General features: G+C 71.1%; 13 protein-coding genes. 1 reads left to right on the top strand and 12 read right to left on the bottom strand.

What is annotated here, in order from left to right; genetic code table 11:
* From ACWEFL_RS10970 to fmt, 7 genes are all read right to left on the bottom strand, one after another.
* Complete coding sequence (locus ACWEFL_RS10970; protein WP_451710308.1) at positions 1-726, bottom strand: thiopeptide-type bacteriocin biosynthesis protein; 726 nt, start codon at positions 724-726, stop codon at positions 1-3.
* Positions 710-3,067: a lantibiotic dehydratase gene (locus ACWEFL_RS10965; protein WP_451710306.1), complete on the bottom strand. Its 2,358-nt coding sequence runs from the start codon at positions 3,065-3,067 to the stop codon at positions 710-712. Before ACWEFL_RS10965 ends, ACWEFL_RS10970 begins: the two co-directional genes overlap by 17 nt.
* Entirely contained in the window at positions 3,064-4,875 is a 1,812-nt protein-coding gene (locus tag ACWEFL_RS10960; RefSeq protein WP_451710304.1) for an MBL fold metallo-hydrolase, read from the bottom strand. The genes ACWEFL_RS10965 and ACWEFL_RS10960 overlap by 4 nt, the downstream gene beginning before the upstream one ends.
* A 45-nt stretch (positions 4,876-4,920) precedes the next feature.
* Complete coding sequence (locus ACWEFL_RS10955; RefSeq protein WP_451710302.1) at positions 4,921-6,081, bottom strand: cupin domain-containing protein; 1,161 nt, start codon at positions 6,079-6,081, stop codon at positions 4,921-4,923.
* 26 nt (positions 6,082-6,107) lie between these two features.
* Positions 6,108-7,547: an MBL fold metallo-hydrolase gene (locus ACWEFL_RS10950; protein ID WP_451710300.1), complete on the bottom strand. Its 1,440-nt coding sequence runs from the start codon at positions 7,545-7,547 to the stop codon at positions 6,108-6,110.
* 254 nt (positions 7,548-7,801) lie between these two features.
* Positions 7,802-9,238, bottom strand: a complete 1,437-nt coding sequence (locus tag ACWEFL_RS10945; RefSeq protein WP_451710298.1) for an RsmB/NOP family class I SAM-dependent RNA methyltransferase — start codon at positions 9,236-9,238, stop codon at positions 7,802-7,804.
* Positions 9,239-9,292: 54 nt separating this feature from the next.
* Entirely contained in the window at positions 9,293-10,237 is a 945-nt protein-coding gene (fmt, locus tag ACWEFL_RS10940) for a methionyl-tRNA formyltransferase (protein WP_451710296.1), read from the bottom strand.
* Between the two features lie 272 nt (positions 10,238-10,509).
* Here fmt and ACWEFL_RS10935 point away from each other — a divergent pair, with 272 nt between their 5' ends.
* The gene (locus ACWEFL_RS10935; RefSeq protein ID WP_451710294.1) at positions 10,510-11,046 is read left to right on the top strand and encodes a hypothetical protein; all 537 of its coding nucleotides are present in this window, start codon (positions 10,510-10,512) and stop codon (positions 11,044-11,046) included.
* Between the two features lie 192 nt (positions 11,047-11,238).
* Here the strand turns inward: ACWEFL_RS10935 and ACWEFL_RS10930 are convergent, their stop codons facing one another.
* The 5 genes from ACWEFL_RS10930 to gmk all read right to left on the bottom strand — a co-directional run bounded on the left by ACWEFL_RS10930 (position 11,239) and on the right by gmk (position 17,323).
* Positions 11,239-13,383, bottom strand: a complete 2,145-nt coding sequence (locus ACWEFL_RS10930) for a primosomal protein N' (RefSeq protein WP_451710292.1) — start codon at positions 13,381-13,383, stop codon at positions 11,239-11,241.
* Positions 13,384-13,537: 154 nt separating this feature from the next.
* Positions 13,538-14,755: a methionine adenosyltransferase gene (metK, locus tag ACWEFL_RS10925; protein ID WP_451710291.1), complete on the bottom strand. Its 1,218-nt coding sequence runs from the start codon at positions 14,753-14,755 to the stop codon at positions 13,538-13,540.
* Between the two features lie 265 nt (positions 14,756-15,020).
* Entirely contained in the window at positions 15,021-16,223 is a 1,203-nt protein-coding gene (gene coaBC / locus ACWEFL_RS10920) for a bifunctional phosphopantothenoylcysteine decarboxylase/phosphopantothenate--cysteine ligase CoaBC (protein WP_451710289.1), read from the bottom strand.
* Between the two features lie 174 nt (positions 16,224-16,397).
* Complete coding sequence (rpoZ, locus tag ACWEFL_RS10915; protein WP_005319902.1) at positions 16,398-16,670, bottom strand: DNA-directed RNA polymerase subunit omega; 273 nt, start codon at positions 16,668-16,670, stop codon at positions 16,398-16,400.
* Between the two features lie 80 nt (positions 16,671-16,750).
* Positions 16,751-17,323 carry a guanylate kinase gene (gene gmk / locus ACWEFL_RS10910; protein ID WP_451710287.1) on the bottom strand — a complete coding sequence of 191 codons (573 nt, stop codon included), beginning with the start codon at positions 17,321-17,323 and terminating at the stop codon, positions 16,751-16,753.

The following is a 17,323-nucleotide window of genomic DNA, read 5'->3' as shown; positions in this document are numbered from 1 at the left end:
TCAACTGGCGTGCGGTGACCATGCGTTCGTCATGGCGGTGAACATGAGGGCACGATCGGACGGCGCGAAGCCGTAGCGATTCCAGTGGTAAAGAGCAATGTGCGGCAGGACGAACCGGTAGGCGAACAGAAGTCTGCCCTGCTCGTGCAATTCGCCGAATCGCGTTGCCATTGTGGCATTCGCCAAAGAATAGTCATGCAGAATCGCCGACTCTTCCGTACCAACGCGGCTGATAATTCGTTCCATCGTCGGTACGGGGACGGCACCTCCTTTCTCTGTGACGGAAGCACCGTGCAAGGAGGCGATGCGGCACCACACGTCCCAGATTTCCTCGGGATGCTCGAGAAATCTCAGGAACAAGTCGTTCAGCACCGCCACCGAGAGCAGCCGTGTGTCGATGGCCGCTCCTCGCGAAACCCGCTCCCATCGCCACCACGCCCGGCTGTCCGCCGAGAAATGGGCGTGGACGGCTTCGACTGCCTCCGGTCCGCCGAGCTTGAACACCTCGGCCTCGTAAACGCTCGCGAACCAGCGTTCGACGAGACGGCGTTCGACGAGGCCGTCGCAGCATTCCCTGATCCTGCCCTCGGTGGCACCGCGGGGTCCGGTCAGCTGGAAGCGCAGCCTCAGCCCAGGGGGCTTCCGGACGAAGAAGAAACAGGAAATCCGCTTCCGGTCCGTCGATGCGTCGATCATTTCGAATACGGCGTCAAAGATGCCGGGCATCGGGTCGGCGCCCGGCGTGGGGCCGCCGGGGAGCACCAGGTTGACCTGATGCCAGTCGGGACCACGCGTGTCGGCGGCGCAGAAACGGCACGATGAACTCAACGGTGAACGCCTCGCCCTCGTCAGTGGAGAGTTGCGCCTGCTCACCGGGTTCCTCCACGCAGAGGAAGCCGGTCCGGTCGCTCAGCCCTCGCAGCACCGCTTCCACCGCGAGCGGGCTGTCACGGACGACCGGCAGGGGTGAGCCGACATCTCGGCTCACGAGCACGAGTTCGGGCCAGTCGTGCCTGCGTGCCAGGTCCTGCCAGAGAAGGAAGCGCTGCGGGCGCCGGGCGGCGACGAGCTCCGCCAGAGTGGTGCCGTGAAGGACGGTCCGCCTGGGCTTGACGGAGTTGCCGCTCGGGAGGAGCAGTGCCGGCGAAGGGGCCGACTGAACCAGCTCGGCTTCCATGGGGAGCTCCGGAGCGAACCAGTCGGGCATGTCCCGAAACGATGACAGCAGCAGTGCTTCGAGCCGGGGTTCGCTGTAGCCGACGTTGGCCGGGGAGAAGCAGCAGATCGCCATCGGGCGGCTTCGCCCCCGCGCGGTGGCGAGCACGACCGGCGCACCGTCCGTCGCCGGGCCCGCGCCGATCTGATCGGTGCGGTAGGACGACAGGGTTCCCCATCGATCCCACTGCCGGAAGGGGAAGCGCGGCCGGGCGAGCATGTTGGGCATGGCCTCGCACGGGCCGACGTATTCGACGATTTCGAGGTCCGCTTCCCCTGCGGCCCGGGTCAGGGTCCGGTGGTACCACTCGTGTAAGGGGTGCTGGTCGAACCGCAGGCGCCCGCTGTTCCCGATCCCGTACCACAGATGCCCGAACCGGCCGTAGGCGGCGGCGATCTCGGAGGTGCTTCCCATGATCCGGTAGCTCCCTCCCGCCGGGCGAACGATCAGTCCGCCGATGGGCGGCGGCGGCATCTCCTCGGCGGAGCCTTCGGGCTCGTGGGTACGGGGGAACGCGGCTCCTGACAGCCATGCGGACCAGCGCAGAAGCCTCCGGCCGACCTCGTGGTCGGAGCCCGCGGCGCGCCACGCCGACTCCTGTGTCCACACGTGTCCGTCACCGGCGGCGCTGTCGCGCGGCGTCCCGCCCCGGCCCGTGACGACCAGCGTCCGGTGTGCGGCGCGCGCTGCCGCCGTGACGCCGTGACGCCGCTCGAAGAGATCGAACTCCGTCACGGCGGTGTTCAGACGCGCCTTCTCCTCGGGCCCCAGGACGATGCTGAAAGGAGTGCTCGTGTCGCAGCGCAGGACCGAGCGGGGCATGGGCGGAGTCGGGACGTCCAGTTCGGCTGCCAGCTCACGCGGGACCGCACGGGCCTCGTCCAGCGCGTGGTGGAGCCGTCCGAGCGGAATGGTCCCCATCTCGCCCTCGAGGCGACGGCAGATCCGGCGGAGCCGCAGCACGGCCGACCGCCAGGGCGGCGCGTGCTGTTCGTCCAGGGAGGCCGGGACAGCCGTCAGGGCGTCCCAGGCAGAGTCGAAGGCGCGGGGGAAGGCAAGGCCGCCCACCAGCAGACCCGCACGCGTCAGGGCCTTGAGCATGTCGTGCAGTTCGGGGTCACGGAAACCACGTTCGCGCAGCTCGGCGGCGGTCACGGACAGCGGTGCCGGCCGCAGCTGCGCCAGGGTCCGCAGGAGCGCGTCGATCCCCGGACTGCGCCCGCGCTCCATGGAGGCGATCGACGAGAAGATCCGGACGGTGTACCGCCAGCGGTTCCGCTCCTCGTCCAGGGTCAGGGTCGGGTTCAGCTTGTACGTGCCCCGGTCGACATAGCTCCCCGTGTGGGCCAGTGACTGCACGATGCACTGGTACGGGCGCAGGTCCGGCGCGATCGCGTGGCGCGCCGGCTCCGCCCGGACCCGTGTGGCGTCCCCCCAGCCCGCGACCGTGACGCCCGCCCACAGATCGCACGGCTGGGTCCGCCACACCGCGCGGGCGAGGTAGCGGTACAGCGTCGCGTCGAGGCGACGCGCTCGCTTGTCCCTGGGAGCCTCCCTGGGCGCCGTCTGCGGGCTCCGGGTCGTGATCCAGCGGCTGAGCGCGTCGTTCGTCAGACAGAGCGCTCTGGCGAATCGGGGGTCGCCGACGGTCGCCTCGAGGAGCGCCCGGCGCTGCCGTTCCACGCCGGCCAGGTACGCCTGTTCGAATGCCGGGGTGGGTCGGGTGCCCACCTCGGTGGAGAGGGCGGCTAGTTCGCTGTCGCGCAGCCCGAGGAGTGTGCGGACGGGGAACAGCGCGGCGCGCACGACGACCGCCGGCGCGAGTTCCTCGACGCAGTCGTCCGGTGTCATGCGAGTCCCGCGTCACGCATGGTGGCGAAGGCCCGCTGACCCGCCAGGCTCTTCTCGATGAGATCGGACATGGTCTCCTCCAGGCGGAGGACCCCCTGCCACTCGCTGAGGATCTCGCAGTACTCGGCCATGCCGAGGCCCGCGCGGTCGAGCCAGGCGACCATGTCGGCATGGGCGGTCAGGCCGTTCTGGCGCCGCAGATCGTCGCTCATGTCGGCGACCTGCTGGGTGCTCACGGTCAGACCGCGACGCCGCATCTCCTCCTTGGCGAGGAGCCGCAGGAGGACCCGCTTGCGCGACAGTCCCACCGGCTCCCGCACGGAACCGGGCGCGGAAAGCACGGCGTCGCCGTCGTTGTAGGACCAGACGTGCCCCTGGTTGGGGACCACGGCGGCCTCGCCCCGGCCGTCGAACTCCAGTGACTCGCCCGGCCTCATGAGCAGCGTCCTGACGGGTGAGGCGACCGCGCTCACCCCGTTCTCCGAGCGCTCCGCGGAAGCACGGACCACCGCTTCGGGCAGCGGATCGAAGTGCGTCGCCCCGGGGGTCGCGGTGCCGTCCGCGGCGGCGCCCAGCCCGAGTTGCCAGTACCAGGGGGCTCCCCCGTTCGCGTACGGGACCACACAGCGCGCGTGCCACCGTTCCGCCGTGTCGAGCAGCGCATGGTCGTCGCTCATGATCGTCTGCCGGGTCTGCCACAGGGATCGCGGGGTGTACAGCAGGAACTGCGGGACGGAACTCGTCAGATACTGGATCGGGTACATCCGCCACGGCCGGTATCCGCCGAAGAGCACGTCGAGGGGCCCGTACCGCTCGTAGGCGGCCGTCGCCAGCGATCGGACGTCGCCGAGGTGGTCGCGGCCGGCGTCCGCGACGAAGGCGTAGCGGCGTCCCTCCCCCTCGATGAGATACGTGTTCCCGGTGTTGCGGATGTCGGGGGGAAGCGGTGCGTCGGAAGTGGGCTGCTCGCCGTACATCGGCAGGGCGATGACACGGAAGTCGCCGATGACCGTCTCCTGGTTCCAGCCGAGTGTCCGCACGGCGGTGAAGCCGAGTTCTCCCAGCCGGTACGCCATGTCGACGGCCAGCGCGGATTCGCGTGCCACCTCGGGCACGAGGACGGGTGTGTCCCGGCCGAGCCGCAGGAGGCTGTCGACGTGGAAGTGGTCCATGTGGGAGTGGGTGACGAGGATGGCGTCGGGCGCGAGGTCGCCGTGGGTCAGCGGCTGGTAGCCGGCCGGAAACCGCTCGTCGCGCGGCATCAGGAACGGGTCGATCAGGATCTTGGTGCGTGGGCTCGACAGCAGCACCGTCGCATGGCCGACGAACGTCGCGGCGCCCCGCGTCCGGGTCGGCTCGCGGGGTGCCGCGAAGCACTGGAGTTCGGACAGCGCTTCCCACAGGTCGCGTGCGGGGCCGGGGGCGGGCCTGCCGGCGGTGTGCTGCCACTCGCCGATCCGTGCCGCGAGGTCGCCGGCGAGTTCCGGCGCGACGGGAAGCCGCACCGGACCGCGACCGCGGAAGACGACGATCGCCGCCGGACGGGTCTTCGAGGGCACCGGAAAGCTGAGCTCCTCGCGCATCGACGACGCGTCGAAGAACTCGCCGGAGCCGTCGAGCCCCAGCCGGTCCAGGATCTCCGGAGCACGCTCGACCGTGTCCCGCACATCACGCCGCAGCGCTTCGATCGCGGGCCGGAAGCGCTCCTTGAGCGTCCTCTCCAGTCGCCCGGAGACCGTCGTTCCGAACGGGCTGTCGTCCTCGTATTCCATGTGCAGCTCGACATCGCCGCTGAGTGAGAGTTCCATGCGCCACCTTCGGTCGTGGGCCTTCGGTCGTGCGCCTTCGGTCCGTCAGATCACCGCCGCGACTCCCGAGGCGACGAGTTCGGAGACGAGAGAGCCGGTCGCGGGTCCGCGGAACGCGTCGGCGCCGATCGGTCGTCCTTCGACGAGTGCGCGGAGACACGGCTCGGCGTCGGCCGGAGCCCACCACTCGTCACCGGCTACGACGAGGGCGACCCCGCCGTCACGACGGCGGATCTCGGCTCGTGTGCTCAGCAGAACCACCTGCGAGTCCGCCTCCCACGTCCCCGGACCGATGTGGTCGACCGCTTGCAGCGTCGGTCTGGGGTCGAGGTAGTGCGTCTCGGACTGCGCGGCTTCGTAGCGTTCGAGCGCCGACGGGGCGAGCCATTCGTCCAGGACCGAGCGCAGCGCCGCCGCGTGCTGTACGCGCGCCTGTTCGTCCCGTACGACGGGGAAGTCCTGGCGCATCAGGTCGGACTGGTTGGCGAGCCGCAGCAGCCAGGTCATGAAATCCGCGTTGGTGGGCCGGAGCACACCGATCGTCAAGTGCAGTGAGGGCTCGCTCAGCGGAGTCACCTTGTGCCACCAGCCGCGGGGCAGATAGAGCACGCTGCCCGGGGTGAGCGTCCAGTCGTTCGCGTACTCGGTCGGCGGTTCGCCGGTGTCCTCCGGCATCGGCCACTTGCGCGTCGGCTGCTGCACTCGCCAGTTCTTGCGGCCCAGGAGCTGGATCACGAACACATCGTGGTCGTCCCAGTGCTCGGGGAATCCGCCCACATCGCCCCAGCTCGCGTACATGTTGACGAAGGCGAACACGCGCAGCGCGCGCTCGACCTCCCGCTTCAGGGCGTCGATCGGTGGATGAGCCTGGTCGATGGCGTCCCAGACCATGGTGGCGCCCCCGCGGATCTCTGCCAGCAGGCGGGCGGTGTCGAGCATTCTGAGCGGACCGCGCAGTGTGTGGACGGTGCGGTGGTAGGCCGGTTCCGGTACGGCTCGCCCGGACTTCACCAGCCGGAACCGGGGGCCGGCCGGCCGCCGGTAGCGGATCAGTTCGTTCAGGCTCCGCCACGACAGCAGGTCTTCGAAGCGGCCGGATCTCCCCTTCCGGAACCATTCGCGCACGCCGATGACGTCCTGCTCGAATTCCTCGGCGCTGAGCGGCTCGATCAGGGACGAGAAGGCGGAACGGCCGGTGTTCGTCATGGATCGCTCGCCACCGCTCATTCCGGTCATAGCGGAGAACCCTGCTTCTCTGACTGTCCGGACGGCTGGTCGCAGGCCGTCCGGACCGCTTTCCCCCGGTCTAGCGAGATCCGGTCACCCGGATTCCAGGGGATCGCCTCCGTCGGAATTCCCTCACGCTGGAAGCGAGCCGCCAGATAAGCCATCAGATCCCATTCCGGAGGCTCACCGATACGCATGCCGACGTCTCCGATCGAATTGCCGACACCCTCGAACCCGTTTCCGTAGGGGAGGTAATAGCGTGGACTGCCGGCTCTGCAGACATCGAAGATGCCGTCGGGCCCCGGTGTGACACTCGGCAGCTTTCCCGCGCGAAACTGTGCGAACAACTCCCGCAGCCTGTCGAAGGGAAGAGCCAGATAGTAGTGCGGAAGTCCGAAGAAGAAGGGACAGTGAAAACGCGGCAGCGAGCTGAGGAAGAAGTCGGCGGGTCCGTGCTTCTCGCGCGAGTCGCGTACGACGTCCGCCATGTCGCCCAGGGGATCGACACCGCTGTCGATCAGCGAAACCGCCGTGAAGTCGGGTGTCGAAAAGCGATAGCAGCTTCCCCAGTTCCGCAGATCCGGGTCGGGCGCTTCTCCTTCACGGACGGGCTGCTCCCCGAAGAAGGGCAGGACGTCGACGTGAATGTCGCCGATGACGATCGAGGATCCCCACTTCGGCGCGACCGCTTCGAGGCCGAAGAGCCGAAGGCTCCGCACCATGTCGTTGGGAGCCAGCAGGCTGGCGCGGGGCACGGGCGGGACGACCACGGTGGTACGAGCGGGGTCGGCATGGGCCAGGATGGAGGGGACGCTGTAGTGATCGGCGTGCCCGTGCGTGATGAAGACGGCGTCGATCGCTCCGGCGGCGGCGATGGGAGCCCGCGCCCCCTGCGGCATCCAGAAGGAAACCGGATCCAGCATCACGCTCGTCGTGGCGGAACGGATAACCACGCATCCGTGCTCGCGGCGGTGGATACCGGGGCGCTCGATGGGCGGGAAACCCGATGCCGGCGCGGAGTCGCGGGAAGCGGGACGGGGAAGGAGATCGGGCGGCAGCCACGAGGGATCGGGCTCCGTTTCCGTGGCGCCGGTGAGCGAGCGAAGTAGCGAGGCCACCTCGACGGCATCCGAACCGCCGAACCGGACGGTCCCCTGGCGCATCCGGCCGCCCTCCCCGAATGACTGGACGCGCAGCGCGTAGTCCGCTTCCGGATGGAGAAGAGCGTGGGTGGCGACGAGACCTCCGTCAGTCACCGCTCGCGCGTCCAGAAGGGATTCATCGACGGAGAAAGAGGGGTCACCGAGCAGGTCCTCGACTGCCCTTCTGCATTTCCTCGGATCGAATTCCAGAGCCATCCACTGTTGCAGCAGCGGACCGACGAAGGGTAATCTCTCCGGCTCGCGCTCGATGATATGCAGCGTCGTTCCACGGGGAACGATCATCTCATTTTCCTTTGCTGGACGGACTCTTCACACTTTCCTCTGCGTAAAGGCGTCGAGGGACCGCAAAGCAAAATAGCGCGATCGAACTCCGATCACGCGGATCACGGCGAGGACCGCATTCACCGTGTCGGATTCAGGGACTCGCCCGGCTCTCGGCGGCTGTGCCTTCCGAAAGCCCCGCGTCGTACCGGAACCGGGCGGTCCTCGCGGCGGTGGCGGACTCCCGCGCACCGCCGATCACGGTCGGACCCGGCTCAGGCCGTGCGCCTCAGCAGGGCCAGATACATCGCGTCCGTACCGTGCAGATGCGGCCACAGCTGGACGTCCGGCCCCTCGCCCAGCGCGGGCACGCCCGGCATCAGGGGCCTGGCGTCCACCCACTCGGCCTCGGCGGGCGGGCCGCCGCGCCCGCGCAGGACGTCCTCCACGACCACCCGTGTCTCGGCGAGATGCGGCGAGCAGGTCGCGTACCCCACCACTCCCCCGACCCGTACGGCACTGAGCGCCTCCCGCAGGAGGGCCCTCTGGAGCGGCGCGAAGCCCTCCAGGTCCTCGGGGCGACGCCGCCAGCGCGCCTCGGGACGGCGGCGCAGCGCGCCGAGGCCGCTGCACGGGACGTCCACCAGTACGCGGTCGAAGCTGCCCGGCAGCCACGGCGGACGGGTGCCGTCCGCGGCCACGACCTGGCAGGGGCCGGGGTTGCCGGCCAGCGCCCGCGCCACCAGTCCGGCACGGTGAGGCTGCTTCTCGGAGGCCAGCAGTGCGGCCCCGCGCCCGGCGGCGAGCGCCGCCAGCAGGGCCGCCTTGCCGCCGGGGCCCGCGCAGGCGTCGAGCCAGCGGGCGTCGGGGCCGTCCAGCGGGGCGTCGGCGAGGGCGATCGCGACGAGCTGACTGCCCTCGTCCTGGACCCCGGCCCGCCCTTCCCGTACCGCTTCCACCGCGCCGGGCTCACCGCCGTCCGCCAGCCGTACGGCATACGGGGACCAGCGGCCGGGCAGCGCCGACTCCTCGCCGAGCAGTTCATCGGGGGTGGAGCGGCCCGGCCGGGCGACGAGGGTCACCTCGGGGCGCTCGTTGTCGGCCTCCAGCAGATCCTCGATCCCCGCGCGCCCGCCGCCGAGGGCGTCCCAGAGCGCGGAGACGACCCAGCGGGGGTGCGAGTGCACCACGGCGAGATGGTCCTCGGCGTCCTCGTCGTACGGCGGCGCCACCTCCTCCAGCCAGGTGTCGAGGTCGTTCCGCGAGATCTTGCGCAGTACGGCGTTGACGAATCTCGCCCGCCCGTCGCCGAGCACCACCCGCGCCAGCTCCACGCTCGCCGACACGGCCGCGTGGGTCGGGATACGCGTCCCGAGCAGTTGGTGCGCGCCCAGCGACAGGACATCGAGGACCGGAGGGTCGACCTCGCGCAACGGCCGGTCGACACAGGCCGCGATGATCGCGTCATAGGTGCCCTGGCGGCGCAGCGTGCCGTACACCAGCTCGGTCGCGAGGGCCGCGTCCCGTGCGTCGAAGCCGCCCTTCTCGCGGGCCTTCCTCAGCAGGGGCGGCAGGACGAGATTCGCGTACGCGTCCCTCTCGTCGACGGCCCGGAGCGCCTCGAAGGCGAGGATCCGCACCGGGTCCTTCTGGGGACGGCGGTAGGGCTTGTGGGAACGGCGAGGCCCGTCGGGGCGTGCCTGGTCTTTCAAAGGTGCTCCGCTGCTCTATCGGTCTCGGGGCTGCTCTGTCGGCCTCGGGTCTCTTCAGCGTACGTCCGGGGAGCCGACCCGCTCGCCCGGGGCGATCCGCATCCCGCGCGCCCAGTCGGCGGCGTGCATCGGCTTCTTGCCCTGGGGCTGCACCCAGAGCAGTTCGACGGCGTGCGATCCGGTGCCCGTGTACACATGGTTCTTGCCGACGGCCAGCTCCCCGGGAGCCAGGTCCGTGTGGTCCGCGAGCAGTCCCACGGAGACCAGTTTGAGCCGCTCCCCCCGGAACACCGTCCACGCGCCGGGGGCGGGGGTGCAGCCGCGGACGAGGCGGTCGACACGGAGGGCGGGCGCCTTCCAGTCGACGTGGGCGTCCTCGACGGTGAGCTTCGGTGCGAGCGAGACCCCGTCGGCCGGCTGCGGAACGGCCTCCAGGGTGCCGTCCTCGATGCCGTCCATGGTCGCGGCGAGCAGACCGGCGCCGGCGAAGGCGAGACGGGTGAGGAGGTCGCCGCTGGTGTCGGTGGGCCGGACCCGCTCGGTGATCACGCCGTAGACCGGTCCGGAGTCCAGGCCCTCCTCGATCAGGAAGGTCGCCGCGCCTGTCAGCTCGTCCCCGGCGATGACCGCGTGCTGGACGGGGGCGGCGCCGCGCCAGGCGGGCAGCAGCGAGAAGTGCAGGTTCACCCAGCCCCGGGCGGGGATGTCGAGGGCCGTCCTGGGCAGCAGCGCGCCGTACGCGACGACGGGGCAGCAGTCGGGGGCGATCTCGCGCAGCCGGGCCAGGAAGTCCTCGTCGCGCGGTCGGCGGGGCTTGAGCACCTCGATGCCGGACTCCTCGGCCCGCTGGGCCACCGGGCTGGCCACCAGCCTCCTGCCCCGCCCGGCGGGCGCGTCGGGGCGGGTGACGACCGCGGCCACCTCGTGACGGTCGGAGGCGATCAGGGCGTCCAGGGCGGGTACGGCGACCTCGGGGGTGCCTGCGAAGACGAGCTTCATGGGTGGCTGACTGCCTCTCACGGCTGGCGTGCTGGTGCGGTGTGACGGGGGCGCACCAGTCTATGGCGGATGGGCTCAGGGGGCGTACGGACGCCGGTGCGCTCTGCGTATACGCGGTTACGCCCCCGCAGCGTGACCACATCGGCGGGTGGAGCGTTGGTCAAGAGAGATTGACCGATCTGCAGAGAGAACGATCTCCACAGGGATCGTCCGAGCGGGCCGCCCCGAAAGCGGCCCGGCCCCTTTTCAACGCCGGTTCGAGAGGCTTTCCAATGGCCGACCACGCAACCCATGACGCCCAAGCTCGGGCAAGTCTGCACCTGTTGGTGCGGGACATCGAGCGGGTCCGCCGGCAGGTGGACGCGTTGCGCACGCTCACCGCTCAGCTGGGCAACGTCTACCGTCCACGCCGCTCCGGTCCTTCGACGGGCTTCGTCGTCTACGGCAGAGCACCGGCTCCGACCGTCCGGCTGGCGCAGGAATTGCGGGACAGCGTCGAGACGCTGGTGACGGCGGCCGTGGACTTCGACCGCTCGCTGGGCTTCTCCTGGGACGCGGTGGGCTCGGCGCTCGGGGTCACCAAGCAGGCCGTCCACCGCCGCTACGGCGCGCGGCGGGCCGGGCAGCAGCCGGCGTCCGCGGAGCTGGACCACGCCCCGGAGCCGGTGACGGCCCACGCGCTGGCCTCCGGGGGCGTGCCCGCCCAGGTCCCGGCGGCCCGCTCGATGCCGACCCGGCCGATGCCCGGCGGACACCCCCTCCGCGAGGACGCCCGCCCGAGCGCCTTCCCCGGCCCGCGCAACGGCTGACGGTCCTCCTACGGTTCCGGCCGCCCCTGCCCGTGAGGGTGAGGGCGGCCGTCCCGTGGGGACGCGCCGGACCGCACCCGGCCGTCCGGGCCTCGCGGACCGACTGTCCACCCGGCGGCCGTCCGGGCACCCGGCGACCATCCGGGCACCCGGCCCCGGGCGGCTGTGGGCGCCTCCCGGAACGCGACGCGCTCAGCCGATGTCCGGCGGGTCGATCCGGATACGGACCTGGTCCGGGCCGCCACGGGCCAGGCGGGTCGCCTGGGCCGACTTCAGCGCGGCGGCCAGGGCCGCGCCGCTGCCCGGAGGGACCCGGAACAGGACCCGGGCCCAGGATTCGCCCACCGGGGGGTCGCCTGGTCTGCGGGGCCTGCCGGGGGCCGCGACGGGCAGCGGCACCGGGCCCAGGACCTCCGTCTCGCCCGGCAGTTCCACCGTGGCCACGAACGAGGCGACCACGTCCGTCCGGCCGGTCGCCGATGCCATCCGGGACACGGGCGGGAATCCCAGCTCGGCCCGCTCCGCCAGTTCGCGCTGGGCGTGACCCACCGGGTCCCAGCGGACCAGGGCCTGTACCGGCCGCAGGCCCGGCTCGGCGACGACGACCACGGTGCCCCCGTCGCTCCGGCTCCTGACCAGGGACGCCGCGTCGATCCAGCGGCGCAGCGCGTCCTCGCCGGCGCGCAGATCCGGCCGCCCGAGCATCGCCCAGCCGTCCAGCAGCAGCGCCGCCGCGTATCCGCCCTCGGCGACGGGTTCGGCTCCCGGTGTGCTCACCACGAGCGCGGGCCGCCCGGGAACGGTGTCCAGCACATGGTCCCGGCCGGAGGTGCGCACCGGGACGGCGGGGAAGGCGCGCCCCAGTTCCTCGGCCGTCCGCCTCGCGCCCACGATCCGGGCTCTGAGCCGCGTACCGCCGCAGGCGGGGCAGTGCCAGTCGTCCGCGCCGCGACCGCACCAGCGGCAGAGCAGTTCGCGTTCGCCAGGGGCTTCCAGCGGCCCTGAGCAGTGGCGGCAGCGCGCGGGCGTGCGGCAGCGCTCGCAGGCGAGCCGGGGCACATAGCCGCGCCGGGGCACCTGCACCAGCACCGGTCCGGACTTCAGCCCGTCCCGTACGGCCTGCCAGGCGAGACTGGGGAGTCGGGCGGCGCGAGCCGCTTCGTCGCGGGCCAGTTCCTCGTCGCCGACGGTGCGGATGAGGGGCGCGGCGGCACGTACCTGCTCGCGGCCGGCGGCGAGCGGGAGCGCCCAGCCGCTCCGGACCAGCTGGGCGGCCTCCACCGTGCAGCTCGTGCCGCCGAGGAGGAAGGCGCACGTGTCGTGGGCGGCGCGCAGTTCGAGGACTTCACGGACATGCGGGAACGGCGCGTTGTCGTCGCTGTGGCTGGAGTCGCCGTCGTCCCAGATCGCGAACAGTCCGGGATCGCGCACGGGCGCGAACATGGCGGACCGCGTCCCGACGACGGCCCGTACGGACCCCCGGCGCACGGCGAGCCACTGCCGGTACCGCTTCTCGGGTCCGGACTCGGCGGTCAGCAGGGCATGGCGGCCTTCGCCCAGCAGTGCGGTGAGCGCGGCGTCGACCCGCGCGGCCCGCCGCCCGTCGGGCAGGACCACCAGCGCGCCGCGTCCCGACGCGAGCGCCGCGACGACGGCACGGGCCAGCTCGTCGGGCCATCCGCCTCCGGGGAGCGCGGTCCACACGGCCCTCGGGTTCCCTCCGGCCGCGAGCGCCTCCAGGAACGCCGTCCCTCTCCCGTACCGCTCCCAGCCGCCCGGCTCGGGTGCGGCGGGCGGCGGCAGCGGCTCCGGCGACGGCTTCCCCTCCGCCCGTCCGTTCCTCGGCGGCACGGCGAGCTGAAGCACGTCCGCCAGCGACCCCGCGTACCGGTCGGCGACCGCGCGCGCGAGGCCCAGCATCTCGGGACTGAGGACCGGCTCCGGCGAGACGACGTAGGCGAGCGCGGCCAGTGCTCCCCCGTAGTCCGAGTCCGCGCGCCGCTCGACGATGAACCCGTCGATCAGCCCGCCGCCTTCCCGCCGCCCCTCCCGCACCCGGTGACCCCCGGCTCCGAACCGCACCCGCACCCGCACCCCGGCCTGCGCGTCCGCGTCCAGCTCCTTCGGCACGGCGTAGTCGAAGTACTGATCGAGATGCAGCAGCCCTTTGTTGACTACCACGCGCGCCACGGGCAGCTCCGCGGCCAGCTCGGCCCCCCGCCAGGTCCGCGGCTTCGCCTTCGGCGCCTGTGCCTTCCGCACACTCTCCCGGATGAGCGCAAGCTGCTCGGGCCCACCGGCGGCGGGCTCGTCGGGCCGCTTGTCGTTGCTGCTCACAGCCAAATTCCTACCAGAAGCCACCGACAGTTCAAGCGGTCGCGGCCCGACGGCGGGCAGGTGGCCGGCGCGGGCAGACGACGGAGGCCCCGGGCGCCTGAAGGGTGCCGGGGGCCTTCGCCGTCGTACGTGTGCTGTCGTACGTGTGCTTGTGCTACAGACCCGTCGCCTTGCGCAGCGCGTCCACGCGGTCCGTGCGCTCCCAGGTGAAGTCGGGAAGCTCACGGCCGAAGTGGCCGTACGCCGCGGTCTGGGCGTAGATCGGGCGGAGCAGGTCGAGGTCGCGGATGATCGCGGCCGGGCGGAGGTCGAAGACCTCGGCGACGGCTTGTTCGATCTTCTCGGTGTCCACGGTGGCGGTGCCGAAGGTCTCGATGAAGAGGCCGACGGGCTCGGCCTTGCCGATCGCGTAGGCGACCTGGACCTCGCAGCGGGCCGCCAGGCCGGCCGCGACGACGTTCTTGGCCACCCAGCGCATGGCGTAGGCGGCGCTGCGGTCCACCTTGGACGGGTCCTTGCCGGAGAAGGCGCCGCCGCCGTGGCGGGCCATGCCGCCGTACGTGTCGATGATGATCTTGCGGCCGGTGAGGCCGGCGTCGCCCATGGGGCCGCCGATCTCGAAACGGCCGGTGGGGTTCACCAGAAGGCGGTAACCGTCGGTGTCGAGCTTGATGCCGTCCTCGATGAGCTGCTTGAGGACGTGCTCGACGACGAACTCGCGGATGTCGGGCGCGAGCAGCGAGTCCAGATCGATGTCGGACGCGTGCTGCGAGGAGACGACGACGGTGTCGAGGCGGACCGCCTTGTCGCCGTCGTACTCGATGGTGACCTGGGTCTTGCCGTCGGGACGCAGGTAGGGGATGGTCCCGTTCTTGCGGACCTCGGAGAGACGGCGGGAGAGCCGGTGCGCGAGGTAGATCGGCAGCGGCATCAGCTCGGGCGTCTCGTCGCAGGCGTAGCCGAACATCAGGCCCTGGTCGCCCGCGCCCTGCTTGTCCAGCTCGTCCCCTTCGGCGTCGGCGCCCGCGACACGCTTCTCGTACGCCACGTCGACGCCCTGCGCGATGTCGGGGGACTGCGCGCCGATGGAGACCGAGACGCCGCAGGACGCGCCGTCGAAGCCCTTCTTCGACGAGTCGTAGCCGATTTCGAGGATCTTGTTGCGCACGAGCGTGGGAATGTCCGCGTACGCCTTGGTGGTCACCTCGCCGGCGACATGCACCAGGCCGGTGGTGATCAGGGTCTCCACGGCCACACGAGAGGCCGGGTCCTCCTGGAGGAGAGCGTCGAGGATGGTGTCACTGATCTGGTCAGCGATCTTGTCGGGGTGACCTTCGGTCACGGACTCCGAGGTGAAGAGACGGCGGGACACATCGCTCCCTGGGGTTGCAGCGGCTGCTGGCTGATCATTGGCGGACCGGCAGGGGGCTGCGCCCCGCGACGTTCCATGACCAGTTTATCCGTCGCCCTCCGCCAGCGGTCCACCCGTCTCGACTCGTGGGAGCCGGGCGGCGGCTCCGTCAGCTGCGGCGGAAGGGCGACGGGCAGGACGATAGTCGGAGAACAGAGCCGAAACGCGGCATGGAATGCCGCGTTTCGCGCGGATTGTCCCGTGGCTCCGGAGGACGGCTCAAGGCTCAGTGGAGTCGGGACGCCACCAGGTCCCAGACCGTGTCCGCCAGGGCCTCCTTGGGGCCGTACGGCACGGGGGTCTCCCCGCCGTCGGCCGCGAGGACCACGGCCTCGCTCTCCTCCGCGCCGAAGGTCTTGCGCTCTCCGACCTCGTTGACCACCAGGAGGTCGCAGCCCTTGCGGCGCAGCTTGTCGCGGCCGTTGGCGAGGACGTCGTCCGTCTCGGCGGCGAAGCCGACGATCACCTGTTCGGGCCGGGGCCGTTCGGCCGAGATCTCGGCGAGGATGTCGGGATTGCGGACGAGTGCGACGGGCGCGGGCTCATGGCCGTCCTGCTTCTTGATCTTGCCGGTCGCGTACTCGGCGGGCCGGAAGTCGGCGACGGCCGCGGCCATCACCACGGCGTCCGCGTCCCCGGCGGCCTTGAGCACGGCCTCGCGGAGCTGGACAGCCGTGCCGATGTGCACGACGTCGACGCCCGCGGGATCGGCCATGCCGGTATTGGCCTCGATCAGCGTCACCCGTGCGCCGCGCGCGGCCGCGGTGCGGGCCAGGGCGTACCCCTGCTTGCCGGAGGAGCGGTTGCCCAGATAGCGGACCGGGTCGAGCGGTTCCCGGGTGCCGCCCGCGCTGATCACGACATGGCGGCCGGCCAGATCGGGTGCGGCGACTCCGCGGGCCAGGACCCTGCGGCACACCTCGAAGATCTCGCCGGGCTCGGGCAGCCGGCCCTTGCCGGTGTCGACGCCGGTCAGACGGCCGACCGCGGGCTCGATGACGACCGCGCCGCGGCGGCGGAGGGTCGCCACGTTCTCCTGGGTCGCGGGGTGCTCCCACATCTCGGTGTGCATCGCGGGAGCGAAGACCACGGGACAGCGCGCGGTGAGCAGGGTGTTGGTCAGCAGGTCGTCCGCGAGCCCGCTCGCCGCCTTGGCCAGGACGTCGGCGGTGGCGGGCGCGACCACGACCAGATCGGCGTGCTGCCCGATCCGTACATGCGGGACCTCGTGGACGTCCGACCAGACCTCGGTCGAGACGGGATGTCCGGAGAGCGCGGACCAGGTCGCCGCGCCCACGAAGTGGAGCGCCGAGTCGGTCGGCACGACGCGTACGTCATGGCCCGACTCGGTGAGTCTGCGCAGCAGTTCGCACGCCTTGTACGCGGCGATGCCCCCGCTGACCCCCAGTACGACCTTCGGCTTCTCCACTGCGTCTCCCCAGGCTCGACGGTCGGCTGTCCATGACACCCGATGGCTCCCGATGACATCCGGGACACCGACGGGTCCGTTGCCCGTGGCGTCCATGGCGTCCGTACCCATGACACACCACAGGCCCGGCGGGCGAGCCGCCGGGCCTGTGGATCGGTGTCAGCAGGACGCGCCCTACTGGGCCGGGCCCTCGATGGCCTCGGAGGTCAGCAGGCCCGCGTTGATCTCCCGCAGGGCGATCGAGAGGGGCTTCTCATGGACATGGGTGTCAACGAGCGGACCGACGTACTCGAGCAGGCCCTCGCCGAGCTGGGAGTAGTACGCGTTGATCTGACGCGCGCGCTTCGCCGCGTAGATCACGAGGCTGTACTTCGAGTCCGTGGCCTCGAGCAGCTCGTCGATCGGCGGGTTGATGATGCCCTCGGGCGCGGTGATGGAAGAGGACACGCTCTACCTTCCGAAGAATGGGAACAGATCGAAGGGTGCGAAGCTCCGGGGATCGCTCTCCGGACGCACCGCCGAGTCTTTCACTCGTCAGTGGGCACCGCCATCAAGGCTAGCAGCTCGCGCGCCACGTCCTCGACGGAGGTGTTGACCAGGGTGGTGTCGAATTCCGACTCGGCGGCCAGCTCGACCTTGGCGACGGCCAGCCGCTCCTCGATCACCTCGGCCGATTCGGTACCACGGCCGGTGAGTCGGCGGACCAGCTCGTCCCAGCCGGGCGGGGCGAGGAAGACCAGCCGGGAGTCCGGCATGGACTCCTTGACCTGCCGGGCGCCCTGGAGGTCGATCTCCAGCAGCACGGGTTCGCCCGATTCCAGCCGTTCCAGCACGGCGCGGCGCGGCGTGCCGTACCGGTTGCCCGTGAACTCGGCCCACTCCAGCAGCTCACCGTTGGCGATCAGTTTGTCGAACTCGTCGTCGCCGACGAAGAAGTACTGAACACCGTGACGCTCGCCGGGGCGGGGCTTTCTGGTGGTGGCCGACACCGAGAGCCAGACCTCGGGGTGGACCTTGCGCATATGCGCGACGACCGTGCTCTTCCCGACCCCGGAGGGGCCGGAGAGCACGGTCAGCCGCGGACGAACCTCTGCTGCCAT

It is taken from the genome of Streptomyces sp. NPDC004838 (assembly GCF_053600955.1).
The sequence above is the reverse complement of the archived record's forward strand: the minus strand, read 5'-3'. Positions and strand labels throughout refer to the sequence as shown.

What these genes read in the sequence shown, in the direction of transcription:
- ACWEFL_RS10970 (WP_451710308.1), bottom strand. Translation starts at nt 726, where the DNA reads ATGCCCGGCATCTTTGACGCCGTATTCGAAATGATCGACGCATCGACG.
- ACWEFL_RS10965 (WP_451710306.1), bottom strand. Translation starts at nt 3,067, where the DNA reads ATGACACCGGACGACTGCGTCGAGGAACTCGCGCCGGCGGTCGTCGTG.
- ACWEFL_RS10960 (WP_451710304.1), bottom strand. Translation starts at nt 4,875, where the DNA reads ATGGAACTCTCACTCAGCGGCGATGTCGAGCTGCACATGGAATACGAG.
- ACWEFL_RS10955 (WP_451710302.1), bottom strand. Translation starts at nt 6,081, where the DNA reads ATGACGAACACCGGCCGTTCCGCCTTCTCGTCCCTGATCGAGCCGCTC.
- ACWEFL_RS10950 (WP_451710300.1), bottom strand. Translation starts at nt 7,547, where the DNA reads ATGATCGTTCCCCGTGGAACGACGCTGCATATCATCGAGCGCGAGCCG.
- fmt (WP_451710296.1), bottom strand. Translation starts at nt 10,237, where the DNA reads ATGAAGCTCGTCTTCGCAGGCACCCCCGAGGTCGCCGTACCCGCCCTG.
- ACWEFL_RS10935 (WP_451710294.1), top strand. Translation starts at nt 10,510, where the DNA reads ATGGCCGACCACGCAACCCATGACGCCCAAGCTCGGGCAAGTCTGCAC.
- gmk (WP_451710287.1), bottom strand. Translation starts at nt 17,323, where the DNA reads ATGGCAGCAGAGGTTCGTCCGCGGCTGACCGTGCTCTCCGGCCCCTCC.